The organism is Pseudomonas sp. AC252 (assembly GCF_979258105.1).
Map to the genome: position 1 here is coordinate 1,065,098 of NZ_OZ409837.1, position 13,327 is coordinate 1,078,424.

Here is a 13,327-nt window from a genome sequence, read left to right on the forward strand (position 1 = left end):
CAATCCCAATTTGGAATGCCCTGTGGTGAGGGGGATCTATGTGGTGAGGGGACTTATGTGGCGAGGGGATTTATGTGGCGAGGGGATTTATCCCCGTTGGGGCGCGCAGCGGCCCTGAAAAGCGGGTCTGCTGCGCAGCCCAACGGGGATAACCCCCTCACCACAGAGGTTCGGCGTTCACTCAAACAGTGCGTCGAGGGCTTGTTCGAGACGGGTCACGGCAATGATCTGCAACCCCGCCGGCGCTTCCTTCGGTGCGTTGCCCTTGGGCACAATCGCGCGTTTGAAGCCATGCTTGGCCGCTTCTTTCAGCCGCTCCTGCCCGCTCGGCACCGGGCGCACTTCGCCGGACAGGCCGACTTCGCCGAACACCAGCAAATCATGGGGCAGCGGCCGATTGCGCAAACTCGACATCACCGCCGCCATCAACGCCAGATCCGAGGCGGTTTCCAGCACCTTCACGCCACCGACCACGTTGAGGAACACGTCCTGGTCGTGAGTCGGAATGCCGCCATGACGGTGCAGCACCGCGAGCAGCATTGCCAGACGGTTCTGATCCAGCCCCAGCGTGACCCGACGCGGGTTGGCCAGATGGCTGTCATCGACCAGCGCCTGCACTTCCACCAGCATCGGCCGGGTGCCTTCCCACGTCGCCATGACCACACTGCCCGGGACTTCTTCCTGAGCGCGAGTGAGAAAAATCGCCGATGGGTTGGAGACTTCTTTCAGGCCCTTATCGGTCATGCCGAATACGCCCAACTCGTTGACCGCGCCGAAACGGTTCTTCACCGCGCGCAGCAAACGCAGACGACCATCGGATTCACCTTCGAAATACAGCACCGTGTCGACCATGTGTTCCAGAACACGCGGACCGGCCAGCGCACCTTCTTTAGTGACGTGGCCGACGAGGAAGATCGCCGTGCCGCTCTGTTTGGCGTAACGCACCAGCAACGCCGCGCTCTCGCGCACCTGAGATACGCCGCCCGGCGCCGATTGCAGTTGTTCGGTGAAAATGGTCTGGATCGAGTCGATCACCATCACCTTGGGCTTTTCCTGGCGAGCGGTGGCGATGATGGCTTCGATGCAGGTCTCGGTCATCACCCGCAGCTGATCCTGGGGCAGGCCGAGACGGCGTGCACGCATGGCCACCTGCTGCTGGGATTCCTCACCGGTGACGTACAGCGCCGGCATGCTCTTGGCCAGGTTGCACAGGGTCTGTAGCAGGATTGTCGACTTGCCGATCCCCGGATCACCGCCAATCAGCACCACAGAACCGTCAACCAGGCCGCCGCCGAGCACGCGATCGAGTTCACCGGAGGCGGTAGAAAAACGCGGGATTTCTTCGATGCTGACTTCGGCGAGCGTCTTGATCTGTGCCTGCTGCCCGGCCCAGCCGGTGCGCCCGGTGGGTGCCGTAGCGCCGCCGCTTTCGATCATGGTTTCGGTCAGGGTGTTCCAGGCACCGCACTCGCCGCACTGCCCGGCCCACTTGGGAAAGGTTGCGCCGCACTCGGTGCAGCCGTACATGCGCTTGGCCTTGGCCATCAGAACCCCCGAAAGAAAAGACGCGATGATAACGCAGCCATCGCCGATCAGCGCGGCGCGGCAGTCCGGATTTCGCCGCTGGCCAGACGCACGGCACTGTTGCCCAGCGGATCCTCGGCATTCAGGTCGGCGCCCTTGGCTTTCAACGCGTCAAGCAATTCCAGACGTTTGAACAGCCCGGCGTACATCGCCGCGGTCTGCCCGGCGCCGTTACGTTGGTCGGGGCTGCAATCGGTGGCCATCAGGCGCCGGGCGATCTGCAACTCGCCTTTGAATATCGCGCCCATCAGGGCGGTGTTGCCGCGTTGGTCTTGAGCACAGGCATCGGCGCCAGCGGCGAGCAGGCGTTCCACCGCCGGCGCCTGACCGTGATAAGCCGCCAGAATCAGCGCGGTGTATCCCTTGCTGTCGCGGGTATCGAGGGAATAGCCGGACTCGATAAACGTCTCGAGCATCGGCACATCGCCACGGCGGGCGGCGTCGAAGTAGTAATCCTGCAACTGCGCCTTGATCGCTTCGGGACTTTGCTCGACCGGTGCCGCCCAGGTGAGGGTCGACAGGCACGCGGCCAGGCCTAAAAGAAAAATACGCATCGAGCACTCTCCTTGAGCGCACGCGAGGCCTTACTGGCCCTCGCGTGCGCCGCATGGCTATCAGTCGGTCAGTTTGGCCGCCAGCGCTTTCACACGGCTGAGGTCGCCCTTGGCCACCTCGGTCACACCGCTGCCGTACTCAGGGTCGGCCTTGTACAGGAACGACAGAATGATGTGCTTGCTCTCGTCATCAGTGGTGGCCAGCGAGCCGCCGAAGCTGTCGATCAGGTCGCGACGTTCCTGCTTGCTGTACGAGCGATACAGATCACCGGCCTGTTTGAAGTTCTGCTCACGCTGAATCTTCGCCTGCTGGGTGGTGCCCGCCAGCGCCGATTGGCTGTAACGCGCCGATGGCGTCTCTTCACGCGGTTGCAGACGGCTTGGCTGGTAGTTGATGCCGGACTGGCTGGCGCCGAAATTCATCGCACCATCCTGATTGCCATTGTTCACTGCGGTTTTCGGTGCGTTGATCGGCAATTGCAATGCGTTGGCACCGAGGCGATACATCTGCGTATCGGCATAAGAGAACACTCGGCCCTGCAACAAACGATCTTCCGAAGGCTCGATACCCGGAACTACGTTGGCGGGTGCCATGGCCACTTGTTCGGTTTCCTGGAAGACATTGGCCGGGTTACGGTTCAAGACCATCTGTCCAACTTTGCGCTCCGGAATACCCGGCCAGATCTTGGTTGCATCCAATGGATCGAAATCAAACTTGGACAAATCCTGTGGCTTCAGAACTTGCACGTACAAGTCCCACTTCGGAAAGTTGCCTTTATTGATATTGCTGACCAAGTCATTGGTCATATGGCTGTAATCCTGTCCCTGAACTTTGCCAACCTGTTTCGGCCGCAGATTATTAATCCCCTGCAAGCTCTTCCAGTGAAACTTCACATAGTGAACTTCATTTTTTGCATTGATCAGCTTGTAGGCATGAACGCCATTACCATCCATTTCGCGATAACTGGCCGGGGTACCGTAGTTGGAATACAACTCGGTCAGTGTGCGGGTCGCTTCCGGTACATGGGAGAAGAAATCGAACCGGCGAGAATCGTCGTCCAGGTTGGTGCGCGGATCGGGCTTGAAGGCGTGCACCATGTCCGGGAACTTGATCGCATCGCGGATGAAAAAGGTCGGGAAGTTGTTGCCGACCAGATCCCAATTGCCGTCAGCGGTGTAGAACTTGGTGGCGAAACCGCGCGGATCGCGCAGGGTTTCCGGGGAGTGGTTGCCGTGCACCACCGCCGAAAAGCGTACGAACACTGGGGTGCTCTGGCCGGCGGCGAATACCTTGGCCTTGCTCAGGTCACTGAGGTCATCGGTCACGGTGAACGTGCCGTGAGCGCCGGTGCCGCGTGCATGCACCACGCGCTCGGGGATGCGTTCGCGATCGAAGCGCTGCAGCTTCTGGATCAGTTGCACATCCTGCAGCAGTACCGGGCCGCTGGCGCCAGCGGTTTGCGAGTTCTGATTGTCACCGACCGCAGCGCCGTTATCGCGGGTCAGCGGAGCGGCATTGACCGAGAAGGTCAGCAGGCTGGCGGTCAGCACACCGAAGGTGCGGCGATGGGGAAAAGCCCCCAGTCCAGGAATGGATGTCATATCAGGTTCCTCTGGTTTTATTGGGCGCATCCAGGTGCGCCACGCCAAGGCTAGAGGCCTGTGCAGCGGAACATAAATAGAAAGAACGTAACACCATGATTGAAGAAATTGGCTGTGCAATCAGCGCTTTAGCGCGTATTTCGCGCGCGATTGCTGGCATTTTGCAAACTAATCGTCAATTGATGTGTCGATAAAAACGGGCATTGTAAGAAGGTGTTTCGCGCAGGAGGCGTTTCGCTGATTTACACTGCCTACACCAAACTCATCTGTAACAAGGAAATAACTATGGGCGTGCTTAGCGAGTTCAAGGCCTTCGCGGTCAAAGGCAATGTGGTCGACATGGCCGTCGGTATCATCATTGGCGCAGCGTTCGGCAAGATTGTTTCGTCGTTTGTCGGCGACGTGATCATGCCGCCGATCGGCCTGTTGATCGGTGGGGTCGACTTCAGTGATCTGGCCGTCACGCTCAAAGCCGCCCAGGGCGATGCGCCCGCCGTGGTGCTGGCTTACGGCAAATTCCTGCAGACGGTGCTGGATTTCGTGATTGTCGCTTTCGCGATCTTCATGGGCGTCAAAGCCATCAACCGCCTCAAGCGCGAAGAAGCCGTAGCACCCACTGCGCCGCCGATCCCGAGCAAGGAAGAGCAGCTGCTGGGCGAAATCCGCGACCTGCTCAAGGCGCAGAACGAGCGGCCCTGAGGCATTTGCTTCACATTGAAACGGCACCCGCGGGTGCCGTTTTCGTTACCAGTAATTCTCTACCGCGACCTGCCCCGGCTTGCGCGTCAGGCTCAGGCGCATATCGCGCTGCTTGAGCAAGGCGCGGGTGTCGTCGATCATTTGCGGATTGCCGCACAGCATCACCCGCGAATGCTCTGGCGAGAGCTCAACGCCCGCCGCTCGCTCCAGTTCGCCATTTTCGATCAACGTGGTGATCCGGCCCTGCAACGCGCCGGGGTGCGCTTCGCGGGTCACCGTTGGAATGAATTGCAGCTTGTGGACGTGTTCGCTCAGATAGTCACGTTGCGCCAACCCGGCGATCAATTCCTGATAGGCCAGTTCCCGCGCCTCCCGCACGCTGTAAACCAGAATGATCCGCTCGAATTTCTCCCAGACTTCGAAGTCCTGCAGGATCGACAGGAACGGCGCCACCCCGGTGCCGGTGGACAGTAGCCAAAGGTCCCGGCCGTCGACAAAGCGATCCAGCGTCAGATAACCGAACGCCTGGCGCTCCACCATCAAAGTGTCGCCGACCTGGAGTCGGCTCAACTCACTGGTGAATTCACCGCCCGGCACAACGATGGAAAAGAACTCGAGAAACTCGTCGAACGGCGACGACACCATCGAATAGGCGCGCCAGACCGTGCTGCCATCGGCCTTGGTCACGCCCAGCCGGGCGAACTGGCCGGCACGAAAGCGAAAGCCGGGATCGCGGCTGGTGCGCAGCGTGAACAGGTTCGGGGTCAACGGTTGCACATCGAGCAAGGTCTGGCTGGTGTACTTCTCGGCGCTGGCAGTCATGAGGCACTCCTTGAAACGATTACCCCCAGTGTCCCGCAAAATCGCGCTGCCAAACACCTGTCATTGGTAATGGTATTAACAGGATCGGCACCGCGCATTCGACTTTTCGTCAATCCTGGATCTAGAGCAATAACTTTAAGATGCCAATTAAAATATAACAGCCTGTATTGCTAAGAACGCTTTATAAAAAACATCAAAGTTTCAATCTCGAAATAATGTAAGGCGATTCGCAGGAAAGACCCTACACTTCGATTCGTGCCGGATCTTTTGGATCCATTCGGCGCCCCGATATCAGGCTATGGAGGCGATAGTTCATGGAAACGTGGAAAGAATCACAATTGAAACAACTGACGTTTGCCAAGGGCATAGAATCGGCTTACGCAATATTGCTGAGATTCGCCGAAAACCTGGGCTTTAATTTCTGCGCAATCGCAGTCACGTCACCGAATCGCGAAGTGCATCTTAACGCCTTGCAAATCAATAACTATCCGAAAGAATGGAACGTCCAGTACAAAAAACAGAACTACCGCAATATTGATCCGGTAATAGCGCATTGCAATCACTCAATACTGCCGATCGTTTGGGAGGAGACCGTGTTTTCAGACGCGCCCGAACTGTGGCAGGCGCTGAAACAGAACGGGCTGCAACATGGCTGGTCGCAAGCGTTTCATGACGAAGCCAGCGGTTTGTGCAGCATCATCAGCCTGGCGCGTACTCATTGCCCGATCAGCCCGCTCGAGCTGTATGAGCATTATGGTTATCTGTTCTACGCCAACCGGCACCTCAGCGAATTGTATGCCCGCACCGTTCCTGTTCAGGCCAAGCCCAGCAGGCCCAGGCTATCGTCCCGGGAGCTGGAGATCATGAAATTGTCCGCCGTGGGCAAGACAGCTCACGATATCTCGCGGATCCTGAGCCTGAGCGAGCGCACCGTTAACTACCATGTGCAAAACGTCATCGAGAAATTCAACGTCTGCAACAAGATTTCTGCGGTGATCGCGGCCGCCCGTGCCGGAATCATCTGAATAACCCAGGGGTAACGCGCCTCAATCCCGCATGTATTTACACGCAAAAAACGTACCATTGCGGCCTCTCCGAGTGATGACGCAACCTGCTTGCATCGCTGTCCACTCGGTAGGATCCCGTCGCACGACAGCCAGCAACGGGACACCCGCCGAATATCCTGAGTCCCCGCCCCATGCCTTTGCTCGAAACGCCTTTCGCTCAACTCGACCTGATCCGCCAGCCCGAACAGCAGAATGAACCGCTGCAAGCCTTCGATGCGGCGGACGAATACCTGCTCAATTATCTCGCCAGCGAACAACCGGCAAGCAGCACTCGCGTGCTGGTGCTCAATGACAGCTTTGGGGCGTTGGCGATCAGTCTGCTGGGCAAGGTCGAGGTGAGCAGCAGCGGCGATTCGTTCCTGGGTTTTATCGGGCTGGAAAAGAACCTGCTGCGCAATGGCCAGGCATTCGACGCGATCCGCCCGATACCGGCCAGTGAGCCTTTGGTCGGGCCGTTTGATCGGGTGCTGATCCGAGTCCCCAAAACCCTGGCGCTATTGGAAGAGCAGTTGATCCGCCTGCAAGGGCAACTCGCTCCCGGCGCGCAAGTGATCGCGGCGGCCATGGTCAAGCATCTGCCCCGTGCCGCAGGCGATCTGCTGGAGCGCTACGTCGGTCCGGTGCAGGCATCGCTGGCGGTAAAAAAGGCGCGACTGCTGATCGCCACGCCTGAAACCAAAGTGCTCGCCACATCGCCCTACCCGACTCGCTATCGCCTCGACGAACCAGCGATCGAACTGCTTAACCACGCCAACGTGTTCTGCCGCGAAGGCCTGGACATCGGCACCCGCGCATTTCTCCCGCATCTGCCAAAGAACCTTGGCAACGCGCGGGTCGCCGATCTCGGTTGCGGCAACGGTGTGCTGGCGATTGCCAGCGCCCTGCAGAACCCGGATGCGTATTACACGCTGGTCGACGAATCGTTCATGGCGGTGCAATCGGCTGCCGAGAACTGGCGCGCGGCATTGGGCGATCGCGAAGTCATCGTGCGCGCTGGCGATGGTCTGGCCGGGCAGGCGCCACAGTCGCTGGACGTGGTGCTGTGCAACCCACCGTTCCATCAGCAGCAGGTGGTCGGCGATTTCCTCGCCTGGCGCATGTTCCAGCAGGCGCGCGAGGCGCTGGTGGTCGGTGGTGCGCTGTACATCGTCGGCAACCGGCATCTGGGCTATCACAGCAAACTGGCGCGCCTGTTTCGCGGCGTCGAGCAAGTCGCGGCGACGCCGAAATTCGTCATCCTCAAGGCGCGCAAATAAATTTCGCGCATAAAAAACCCTCCGTGGGGAGGGTTGCGAGTCCATACCCGAAGGCGCCGGGACGGGATGTTTCAGTGGGTGGTCAAACCTGCGGCATTCATGAACATGCGCATCAGGCTGGCGGCGATGAACAGCACGCCGACACTGCCAACCCAGATCAGGGCCAACCAGCCGAGCCGCTGCCACAGCGGCTTTTTTTCGGCTTCTTCAATGTCGTGCAGAGAATGTTTGCCGGTCATTGCATCGATCTCCGTTAGACGAAGGCGCCACTGCGGACGCCTTCGCGAGCAGGCTCGCTCCCACAGGGCAAGCCCCGCACTGGATTAGTGATAGCCGTCTTCGTGGGTGACCTTGCCGCGGAACACGTAATAGCTCCAGAAGGTGTAACCCAGGATGAACGGGATGATGAACAGCGTGCCCACCAGCATGAAGCCCTGACTTTGCGGCGGCGCAGCGGCGTCCCAGATCGAGATCGACGGCGGCACGATGTTCGGCCACAGGCTGATGCCCAGGCCGCTGTAGCCGAGGAAGATCAGCACCAGGGTCAGCAGGAACGGCGTGTAGTTGGCATTGCGTGCCACCGCGCGGATCAGGCCGTACAAGGTGACCAGCACCAGAATCGGCACCGGCATGAACCAGAACAGGTTCGGCATGCTGAACCAGCGCGAGGCGATTTCCGGATGCGACAGTGGCGTCCACAGGCTAACGATACCGATCACTGCCAACAGAACAAACGCAAGCGGCCGCGCCAGGTCATGCATCTGCTCCTGCAACTTGCCTTCGGTTTTCATGATCAGCCAAGTACAGCCGAGCAAGGCATAGGCCACCACCAGCGCCGCACCGCAGAACAGCGTGAACGGGGTCAGCCAATCCAGTGAACCACCGGCGAACTGGCGATTGACCACCGGCAGACCATCGATGAACGCACCGAGCGCCACGCCCTGAAAGAACGTCGCCGCGATCGAACCACCGATGAATGCCTTGTCCCACAGATGCCGTTTTTCATCCTTGGCCTTGAAGCGGAACTCGAAAGCCACGCCACGGAAGATCAGGCCCATCAACATGAAGATCAGCGGCAGGTACAGCGCCGACAGCACTACCGAATAGGCCAGCGGGAATGCGCCGAACAACGCCGCGCCGCCCAGCACCAGCCAGGTCTCGTTGCCGTCCCACACAGGGGCGACCGTGTTCATCATCACGTCGCGATCGGTCTTGCCTGGCACGAACGGGAAGAGAATGCCGATGCCCAGGTCGAAGCCGTCCATGACCACGTACATCATGATGCCGAAGATGATGATCACGGCCCAGATCAGCGGAAGATCAATACCCATGAGTCAAATCTCCTTGGTCAAGCGAGTGTTATCTTCGTGCTCGCCCTCGGCCGGATCGTCGGCTGCGGACAATGGACGCGCCGGAGTGCGTTTCTTGCCTGGACCACCGTCCGGCGTGTCGCTGCCTTCGCTGATCTTCGGCCCTTTGCGCACCAGACGCATCATGTAGCCAAGACCTGCGCCGAACAGCGCGAAATAGACCACGACGAACATGATCAGGGTGATGCTCATCTGCATGAAGCTGTGGTTGGACGAAGCATCCGCAGTGCGCATCAGGCCGTAGACCACCCACGGCTGACGGCCGATTTCCGTGGTGAACCAGCCGGCGAGAATCGCGATCAGCCCGGACGGCCCCATCCACAAGGCCAGATGCAGGAACGGACGTGAGGTGTACAGCGAGTCACGCTTGCGCAGCCACAGGCTCCACAGACCGGTGAAGATCATCAGAAAACCGAGGCCGACCATGATCCGGAACGACCAGAACACAATGGTCGAATTCGGCCGGTCTTCGGGTGGAAACTCCTTCAGCGCCGGCACTTGTTTGTCCAGCGAGTGCGTGAGAATCAGGCTGCCGAGATAGGGAATCTCCACGGCAAACTTAGTGCGTTCTTCTTTCATGTCCGGCCAGCCGAACAGGATCAGCGGCGTGGCTTCGTCGCCATGGTTTTCCCAGTGGCCTTCGATCGCCGCGATTTTAGCCGGCTGATGCTTGAGCGTATTGAGGCCGTGGAAGTCGCCGATCACAGCCTGGATCGGCGCGACGATCAACGCCATCCACATCGCCATCGACAGCATGGTCCGGATCGCCGGGTTGTCCCTGCCGCGCAGCAGGTGCCAGGCCGCTGAAGAGCCGACGAAGAACGCCGTCGCGACGAATGCGGCAGTCGCCATGTGCATCAGGCGGTAGGGGAATGACGGGTTGAAGACAATGGCCAGCCAGTCGGTCGGAATCACCTGGCCGTTAACGATTTCAAAACCTTGCGGGGTCTGCATCCAGCTGTTGGAGGCGAGAATCCAGAAGGTCGAAATCAGCGTGCCGATCGCCACCATCACCGTCGAGAAAAAGTGCAGGCCGCGCCCGACCTTGTTCCACCCGAACAGCATGACGCCGAGGAAACCGGCCTCGAGGAAGAACGCCGTGAGCACTTCATAAGTCAGCAACGGCCCGGTGACGGCGCCGGCGAAGTCGGAGAAACGACTCCAGTTTGTGCCGAACTGATAGGCCATGACCAGTCCGGAGACCACACCCATGCCGAAGTTGACGGCAAAAATCTTCGACCAGAAATGGTAGAGGTCACGGTAGGTATCGTTGCGGGTTTTCAGCCACAGGCCTTCGAGCACCGCCAGGTAACTCGCCAGGCCGATGGTGATGGCCGGGAACAGAATGTGGAACGAGATGGTGAACGCGAACTGAATTCGGGCGAGATCGAGAGCCTCTAAACCGAACATATGGCTTCCTCTGTCAGGTAGTACGGGTAGCGGACCCGGAGGCCTGCAACCACTGCCCCCACGGATATGGAGTGCGGCGAATTCGGATTCGTTCTTTTTTACAACCATCGCAACGCAGGGAGTCTGGCCAACTGGCCGTCAGATCGGTTCCGCATGCGGTCTTGATCTGGATCAAGCAACGTTGAAAGAGTAGTCCCATTTTTGCCAATGAACTGCGTGGTCGTTTGCCGCGTGGCAAGTTGTCTCACTCCTGTGGCGAGGGGATTTATCCCCGTCCGGCTGCGCAGCAGTCGTCGTCGTCGTTTCGAGATTTTGGGGCCGCTGCGCTACCCAACGGGGATAAATCCCCTCACCACAGGGCTGATTGTCAGCATGAGAGATCGATGTCTGGCTAACTGAATTGTTTCTCGCAGCAACTTCCTGTTACAGACTGGTGATAATCTCGCCGTTCACTCGTCCAAGACCTGCCTTCAGATGCCCACACAAGAGCCCCTGCTGTTACGTCACCATCGTCCGTTCATGGCTTTCTGGCTGGCGCGTATTTTCACCGCCAGCGGGTTCCAGATGCTCACCGTGGCGATCGGCTGGAACCTGTATCAACTGACCGGCAACGTGCTGGATCTGGGCCTGGTCGGTCTGGTCGAATTCGCCCCACGGGTGCTGTTCATGCTGCATACCGGGCATGTCGCTGATCGCTACGATCGGCGCAAGGTCGCCGCGCTTTGCCAGTCGTTGCAGGCGTTGATTGCCTTGGCGCTGGCTATCGGCAGTGCGACAGACCACGTCACCCGCGAGATGATTTTCATCCTCGCCTTTCTGCTCGGCGCCGCCCGTTCGTTCGAGATGCCGACGACTCAGGCGCTGCTGCCGAGCATCGTCCCCAGTGCGCTTTTCCCCCGCGCAGTTGCCGCCGCGCAATCGGCGCAGCAGTCGGCCACCATCGTCGCCCCGGCCCTCGGCGGTTTGCTCTATGCATTCGGCAGCGTCTGGGTCTACGGCCCGACCGTGCTGCTGTACGTGATCGCCTGTTCGCTGATGCTCAACCTGCCGGCACGCCAGACGCCATTGAATAAAGGTAAAGCCACGCTGGACTCGCTGCTGGCGGGGATTCGCTTCATCCGCAGCCGCCCGGACATCCTCGGCGCGATCTCGCTGGACCTGTTCGCCGTGTTGCTCGGCGGCGCCACGGCGTTGCTGCCGGTGTTCGCCAAGGACATTCTGCTGACCGGCCCGTGGGGCCTTGGCCTGTTGCGCTCGGCGCCGGCGGTGGGTGCGTTGCTGATGTCACTGTTTCTGGCGCGATTTGCCGTGGAACGCAATGTCGGCCGGGTGATGTTCACCGCCGTCGGCATCTTCGGCGTCGCCACTATCGCGTTTGGTTTGTCGACCTCGTTCTGGTTCTCCCTGGCGGTGCTGGTGGTGCTCGGCGCAGCGGACATGATCAGCATGGTCATCCGTGCCTCGTTCGTACAGCTGGAAACTCCTGACGAAATGCGCGGCCGGGTCAGCGCGGTCAACGGGCTGTTCATCGGCGCTTCGAACCAGTTGGGCGAATTCGAATCCGGCCTCACCGCCCACTGGTTCGGCACCGTGCCGGCCGTGGTGATGGGCGGGATCGGCACCCTGGTGGTGACGGGGACGTGGATCAAACTGTTTCCGACGTTGGCAAATCGGGACCGGATGCATGCGCCGGTGGAAGAGAAGGCCTGACGTTTTTGGAAAAAACTCACCTGCTCAGCACATATCAAGCGACAACGTGCGGTACATAGTTACCGCACTGAGTGTAATGTATCGCCTTACACTCGCCGCCATGATCAAATCCTTTCAGCACAAAGGCCTTCGTGGCTTCTATGAAACAGGTACGACTCGTGGAATTCGTGCCGACCATGCAAAACGGCTGTCGCGCATGTTGCAGTTCATGGATCGAGCAACACTTCCCGGCGATCTGGACTTGCCGGGCTGGCGTCTGCATCCGTTGAAAGGCGAGCTGAGTGAATACTGGTCGCTCAGCGTTTCAGGCAACTGGCGAGTGATCTTTCGTTTTGTCGGTTCGGATATCGAATTGGTCGATTATCTGGACTACCACTGACAGGAGGCAGGCTCATGCCCATGCACAACCCGCCACACCCCGGTCAAACCCTGCTGCTGGATGTCTTGCCCGAGCTTGGTATCAGCGTGAGCGAATTGGCCCGGCACCTTGGCTTTGCACGCCCGCATCTTTCGCGCGTACTGCACGGACACGCGCCAATCAGCCCGGATCTGGCAGTACGACTTGAGCGTGCAGGGATCGGCAAGGCGCGCGTTTGGCTAGGCGTCCAAACCGACTACGATCTTTGGCAAGCGGAGCACCGTGAGCAACCAATGATAGAACCCCTCGCAGCCCACGGCTGACCCGTCAGGCCATCAACTCCCCCGCCACCCTCGCCCGCAACGCCTTGCCGCCAAGCTGCTCAACCAGGGTCAAGGCAAACTCCAGTGCCGCGCCCGAGCCTTGGGCGGTGATGCAACTGCCGTCGACCACCACCGGTTGATCAACAAACGTACAGCCGGACAACTGATGGCTGGCGCCGGGCAGGCAGGTCATGCGTCGCTGGCGCAGCACGCCTGATGCCTGGAGGGCGGTAGCTGGGGCTTCGCCGATGGCGGCGAACAGGCGGCCGGCGCTGGCCTGGTCCTTGAGCAACTGCTGCAAGGGCTGATGCGCCGCCAGATGCTGCGAACCGACGACACCGCCCGGCAGGACAATGAGGTCAAAAGTCTGTGCCAGTACATCGACGAGCATGCCGTCGGCTGTCAGCCGGGTGCCGCGCGCACAGGTCAGCATGCGCCGACCTTCGATGCTGGCGGCGACCACTTCGATGCCGGCGCGGCGTAGTACGTCGATCAGGGTCACGCTTTGCAAATCATCGATGCCCTCGGCGAGGGCAATCAGGGCTCTGGAAGTCATGGGTGCTTTCCGCTGG

At 59.8% G+C, this 13,327-nt stretch carries 14 protein-coding genes; 6 read left to right on the top strand and 8 right to left on the bottom strand.

The genetic code is table 11. The features are described from left to right. Positions 1 to 177: 177 nt before the first annotated feature. From radA to katB, 3 genes are read right to left on the bottom strand one after another with little or no spacing between them, the layout of a single operon-like run. Positions 178 to 1,545, bottom strand: coding sequence for a DNA repair protein RadA (gene radA, locus ACZZZ4_RS04960; protein ID WP_463547352.1), 1,368 nt, complete (start codon positions 1,543 to 1,545; stop codon positions 178 to 180). A gap of 47 nt (positions 1,546 to 1,592) precedes the next feature. Beyond that, a complete protein-coding gene (locus tag ACZZZ4_RS04965) occupies positions 1,593 to 2,138 on the bottom strand; it encodes an ankyrin repeat domain-containing protein (RefSeq protein WP_463547353.1) in 546 nt (181 codons plus the stop codon). A 60-nt stretch (positions 2,139 to 2,198) separates the two neighbouring features. Further along, the gene (gene katB / locus ACZZZ4_RS04970) at positions 2,199 to 3,740 is read right to left on the bottom strand and encodes a catalase KatB (RefSeq protein WP_039761741.1); all 1,542 of its coding nucleotides are present in this window, start codon (positions 3,738 to 3,740) and stop codon (positions 2,199 to 2,201) included. 285 nt (positions 3,741 to 4,025) lie between these two features. On the opposite strand from katB, the gene mscL reads away from it, so the two are divergent. Then, positions 4,026 to 4,439 (top strand): large-conductance mechanosensitive channel protein MscL, encoded by a 414-nt coding sequence (mscL, locus tag ACZZZ4_RS04975; protein ID WP_024014404.1) that lies wholly within the window; start codon positions 4,026 to 4,028, stop codon positions 4,437 to 4,439. Positions 4,440 to 4,484: 45 nt separating this feature from the next. Here the strand turns inward: mscL and ACZZZ4_RS04980 are convergent, their stop codons facing one another. Next, positions 4,485 to 5,261 (bottom strand): ferredoxin--NADP reductase, encoded by a 777-nt coding sequence (locus tag ACZZZ4_RS04980; protein ID WP_463547354.1) that lies wholly within the window; start codon positions 5,259 to 5,261, stop codon positions 4,485 to 4,487. Positions 5,262 to 5,575: 314 nt separating this feature from the next. Here ACZZZ4_RS04980 and ACZZZ4_RS04985 point away from each other — a divergent pair, with 314 nt between their 5' ends. Both ACZZZ4_RS04985 and ACZZZ4_RS04990 read left to right on the top strand, forming a co-directional pair. Further along, positions 5,576 to 6,286, top strand: a complete 711-nt coding sequence (locus ACZZZ4_RS04985) for an autoinducer binding domain-containing protein (protein ID WP_415761365.1) — start codon at positions 5,576 to 5,578, stop codon at positions 6,284 to 6,286. Positions 6,287 to 6,459: 173 nt separating this feature from the next. Further along, positions 6,460 to 7,584 carry a methyltransferase gene (locus ACZZZ4_RS04990; RefSeq protein WP_039761745.1) on the top strand — a complete coding sequence of 375 codons (1,125 nt, stop codon included), beginning with the start codon at positions 6,460 to 6,462 and terminating at the stop codon, positions 7,582 to 7,584. 71 nt (positions 7,585 to 7,655) lie between these two features. On the opposite strand, the gene ACZZZ4_RS04995 is transcribed toward ACZZZ4_RS04990, so the two are convergent. From ACZZZ4_RS04995 to ACZZZ4_RS05005, 3 genes are all read right to left on the bottom strand, one after another. After that, positions 7,656 to 7,823: a DUF2474 domain-containing protein gene (locus ACZZZ4_RS04995; RefSeq protein ID WP_016773090.1), complete on the bottom strand. Its 168-nt coding sequence runs from the start codon at positions 7,821 to 7,823 to the stop codon at positions 7,656 to 7,658. 84 nt (positions 7,824 to 7,907) lie between these two features. After that, positions 7,908 to 8,915: a cytochrome d ubiquinol oxidase subunit II gene (gene cydB, locus ACZZZ4_RS05000; protein ID WP_016773089.1), complete on the bottom strand. Its 1,008-nt coding sequence runs from the start codon at positions 8,913 to 8,915 to the stop codon at positions 7,908 to 7,910. 3 nt (positions 8,916 to 8,918) lie between these two features. Beyond that, positions 8,919 to 10,364, bottom strand: a complete 1,446-nt coding sequence (locus ACZZZ4_RS05005; RefSeq protein ID WP_039761747.1) for a cytochrome ubiquinol oxidase subunit I — start codon at positions 10,362 to 10,364, stop codon at positions 8,919 to 8,921. 474 nt (positions 10,365 to 10,838) lie between these two features. Between ACZZZ4_RS05005 and ACZZZ4_RS05010 the strand changes: the two genes are divergently transcribed. The 3 genes from ACZZZ4_RS05010 to ACZZZ4_RS05020 all read left to right on the top strand — a co-directional run bounded on the left by ACZZZ4_RS05010 (position 10,839) and on the right by ACZZZ4_RS05020 (position 12,755). Further along, on the top strand, positions 10,839 to 12,074 hold the full coding sequence (locus ACZZZ4_RS05010; RefSeq protein WP_336354073.1) for an MFS transporter: 1,236 nt from the start codon (positions 10,839 to 10,841) through the stop codon (positions 12,072 to 12,074). Between the two features lie 100 nt (positions 12,075 to 12,174). Beyond that, complete coding sequence (locus ACZZZ4_RS05015; protein WP_038861219.1) at positions 12,175 to 12,453, top strand: type II toxin-antitoxin system RelE/ParE family toxin; 279 nt, start codon at positions 12,175 to 12,177, stop codon at positions 12,451 to 12,453. Positions 12,454 to 12,467: 14 nt separating this feature from the next. After that, complete coding sequence (locus ACZZZ4_RS05020; protein WP_463547355.1) at positions 12,468 to 12,755, top strand: HigA family addiction module antitoxin; 288 nt, start codon at positions 12,468 to 12,470, stop codon at positions 12,753 to 12,755. A 4-nt stretch (positions 12,756 to 12,759) separates the two neighbouring features. Here the strand turns inward: ACZZZ4_RS05020 and ACZZZ4_RS05025 are convergent, their stop codons facing one another. Then, positions 12,760 to 13,311, bottom strand: coding sequence for a DJ-1 family glyoxalase III (locus ACZZZ4_RS05025; RefSeq protein ID WP_463547356.1), 552 nt, complete (start codon positions 13,309 to 13,311; stop codon positions 12,760 to 12,762). Between the last annotated feature and the right edge of the window lie 16 nt (positions 13,312 to 13,327).

Excerpts from the sequence above, each read along its gene's own strand:
- radA (WP_463547352.1), bottom strand. The coding sequence starts at position 1,545 with ATGGCCAAGGCCAAGCGCATGTACGGCTGCACCGAGTGCGGCGCAACC.
- ACZZZ4_RS04965 (WP_463547353.1), bottom strand. The coding sequence starts at position 2,138 with ATGCGTATTTTTCTTTTAGGCCTGGCCGCGTGCCTGTCGACCCTCACC.
- katB (WP_039761741.1), bottom strand. The coding sequence starts at position 3,740 with ATGACATCCATTCCTGGACTGGGGGCTTTTCCCCATCGCCGCACCTTC.
- mscL (WP_024014404.1), top strand. The coding sequence starts at position 4,026 with ATGGGCGTGCTTAGCGAGTTCAAGGCCTTCGCGGTCAAAGGCAATGTG.
- ACZZZ4_RS04980 (WP_463547354.1), bottom strand. The coding sequence starts at position 5,261 with ATGACTGCCAGCGCCGAGAAGTACACCAGCCAGACCTTGCTCGATGTG.
- ACZZZ4_RS04985 (WP_415761365.1), top strand. The coding sequence starts at position 5,576 with ATGGAAACGTGGAAAGAATCACAATTGAAACAACTGACGTTTGCCAAG.
- ACZZZ4_RS04990 (WP_039761745.1), top strand. The coding sequence starts at position 6,460 with ATGCCTTTGCTCGAAACGCCTTTCGCTCAACTCGACCTGATCCGCCAG.
- ACZZZ4_RS04995 (WP_016773090.1), bottom strand. The coding sequence starts at position 7,823 with ATGACCGGCAAACATTCTCTGCACGACATTGAAGAAGCCGAAAAAAAG.
- cydB (WP_016773089.1), bottom strand. The coding sequence starts at position 8,915 with ATGGGTATTGATCTTCCGCTGATCTGGGCCGTGATCATCATCTTCGGC.
- ACZZZ4_RS05005 (WP_039761747.1), bottom strand. The coding sequence starts at position 10,364 with ATGTTCGGTTTAGAGGCTCTCGATCTCGCCCGAATTCAGTTCGCGTTC.
- ACZZZ4_RS05010 (WP_336354073.1), top strand. The coding sequence starts at position 10,839 with ATGCCCACACAAGAGCCCCTGCTGTTACGTCACCATCGTCCGTTCATG.
- ACZZZ4_RS05015 (WP_038861219.1), top strand. The coding sequence starts at position 12,175 with ATGATCAAATCCTTTCAGCACAAAGGCCTTCGTGGCTTCTATGAAACA.
- ACZZZ4_RS05020 (WP_463547355.1), top strand. The coding sequence starts at position 12,468 with ATGCCCATGCACAACCCGCCACACCCCGGTCAAACCCTGCTGCTGGAT.
- ACZZZ4_RS05025 (WP_463547356.1), bottom strand. The coding sequence starts at position 13,311 with ATGACTTCCAGAGCCCTGATTGCCCTCGCCGAGGGCATCGATGATTTG.